The sequence below is a fragment of the Candidatus Protofrankia californiensis genome, from assembly GCF_900634765.1.
GTDB lineage: Bacteria > Actinomycetota > Actinomycetes > Frankiales > Frankiaceae > Protofrankia > Protofrankia californiensis.
This window is the reverse complement of the sequence record NZ_CAAAFT010000235.1, coordinates 1-1,776: the sequence shown is the minus strand read 5'-3', so window position 1 is coordinate 1,776 and position 1,776 is coordinate 1. Positions and strand designations below refer to the sequence as shown.

Annotated in this window: 2 protein-coding genes and 1 pseudogene; 1 reads left to right on the top strand and 2 read right to left on the bottom strand. The window is 67.1% G+C overall.

Translation table 11 applies throughout. The annotated features are described in order from the left end of the window. The first annotated feature begins 76 nt into the window (after positions 1-76). Positions 77-788, top strand: a pseudogene (locus DD1DGNOD_RS12720) (IS6 family transposase). A gap of 81 nt (positions 789-869) precedes the next feature. On the opposite strand, the gene DD1DGNOD_RS12715 reads toward DD1DGNOD_RS12720, so the two are convergent. Together DD1DGNOD_RS12715 and DD1DGNOD_RS12710 are read right to left on the bottom strand one after the other, a co-directional pair. Next, a complete protein-coding gene (locus DD1DGNOD_RS12715; RefSeq protein ID WP_131770209.1) occupies positions 870-1,163 on the bottom strand; it encodes a ribbon-helix-helix protein, CopG family in 294 nt (97 codons plus the stop codon). Further along, positions 1,160-1,465, bottom strand: coding sequence for a hypothetical protein (locus DD1DGNOD_RS12710; protein WP_131770208.1), 306 nt, complete (start codon positions 1,463-1,465; stop codon positions 1,160-1,162). The genes DD1DGNOD_RS12715 and DD1DGNOD_RS12710 overlap by 4 nt, the downstream gene beginning before the upstream one ends. Positions 1,466-1,776: the final 311 nt, after the last annotated feature.

Sequence of the window (1,776 nt, the reverse complement as noted above, 5' to 3'; positions counted from 1 at the left end):
GATGTGAGGGTGGCCAAGGGGTTTGTTGCGTTGCTGAGGTCCGCCGTCTCGACGTCTGACCAGGCATGATCGAGTAATGCGTCGACGTCCCGTCCGTCAGCCAGTCCCGGCATCGGAATTCACCGGCTTCCGGTTCCCACCTGAGGGGAAGCGTGCTGGCGGTCCGCTGGTATCTGCGCTACGCCCTGTCGTACCGAGACGTCGAGGAACTCCTCGCCGAACGTGGTCTCGTCGTCGATCATATAACCGTGTACCGGTGGGTGCAGCGGTTCACCCCCCTACTGATCGACGCTGCCCGGCCCTGCCGGCACTCACCCGGGGACAGGTGGTTCGTCGACGAAACCTACGCGAAGGTCTCAGGCAGGTGGATCTACCTGTACCGGGCGGTCGACCAGTACAGGCAGGTCATCGACGTCCTCGCCTCCGACCACCGCGATCTGGCCGCAGCACGGCGGTTCTTCACCCGCGCTCTGTCCCACGGCCGCCGCCCGGTCGAGGTGACCACCGACCAGGCCGCCACCTACCCACGGATCCTCGACGAGCTGCTGCCCGCCACCCACCACATCGATGCCCGGCGGGCGAACAACCGGATCGAATCCGACCACAGCCAGCTCAAAGCCAGACTCCGGCCAATGCGCGGACTCAAACGCGTCCGCTCCGCGCAGACGGTCAGCTTGGGGCATGCGTTCGTGCAGAACGTCCGCCGCGGCCACTACGAACTTGGCGTCGAGGCCGAACCGCACCTGCGGGTGTCGGCTGCCTTCGTCGAGCTCACCCTGGCAATCTGATCATCGGTTCGGCGGGGCCTGGCATGTCTTGCCTCCGCTGAACGCAACAAACCCGCCATTCCTGCCGTAACACGTACGTGCTCATGCTGATTCGCGGAAGACGCGTCGGGCTATCTCCTCGACCTGCGCGACGGTCAGCACCGGCGCATCAGGCTCGTGTACGGCCCGGGTGAGGATACGCCTGATCAGCGCCGAGGTGGGGATGTGCTCGGCGGCTGCCCGGGCCCTGAGGGTTTCGGCCAGGGATGCGGGCACCCGCACCGACACCACAGCTTGTTCGTTCTCCAGCGCCTCGGCTCCGGCTGCCTCGGCTTCCTCCACGGCATACTCGGCCCGGATGGCATCCCGTCGAGCGCGGGTCGCACGGTCGGTCATGACCGGCCCTCCCCTCCCAGATAGTCCCGCAGATCGGCTCCACGGGTCTTCCACGCGGTGATCCCAGCCTTGTCCACCGGATCGATGATCACTGTGAGCACGAAGCCGGCGCTCGGGGAGTAACCGATGAGCCGGATGGCTCCGAGGTGACTCTTGGGATCGGGGTCACGGACGATCCGGCGAGGATCCGCGGTCGCCTCCAGCGTCCAGTCCGGCTCAATGTCGGTCGCGCCCGGGTACCGGTCGGAACGGCGCCGGATGTACTCCGCGTCCTCCTCGTCCCACCACAGCCCATCCACCATGACTCCCATCCGCCATGACTACATTGTCACACAGCTACTCACGGACCTGCCGACGCCACCCGCGGCATGCAACGAAACCCACCAGCGCAACGCCGACCTTCGGCACACGCCCCGCACTTCGGCGGGACGTCGACGACTACGCGACCCCCGAGCCACGCCCGAAGGTGCCTGACGGATGAGGCCGCCGGCGTGCGCGTGCTCGGCAGCCGCGCGTGCGGCAAGCGCCGCCCCCAGTTCCGGGTCCAGGCGCACCGGCACGGCACTGTTGCATCCGCTAGGACCGGCCGATCTTGACCGTAAATCTTCCGGTG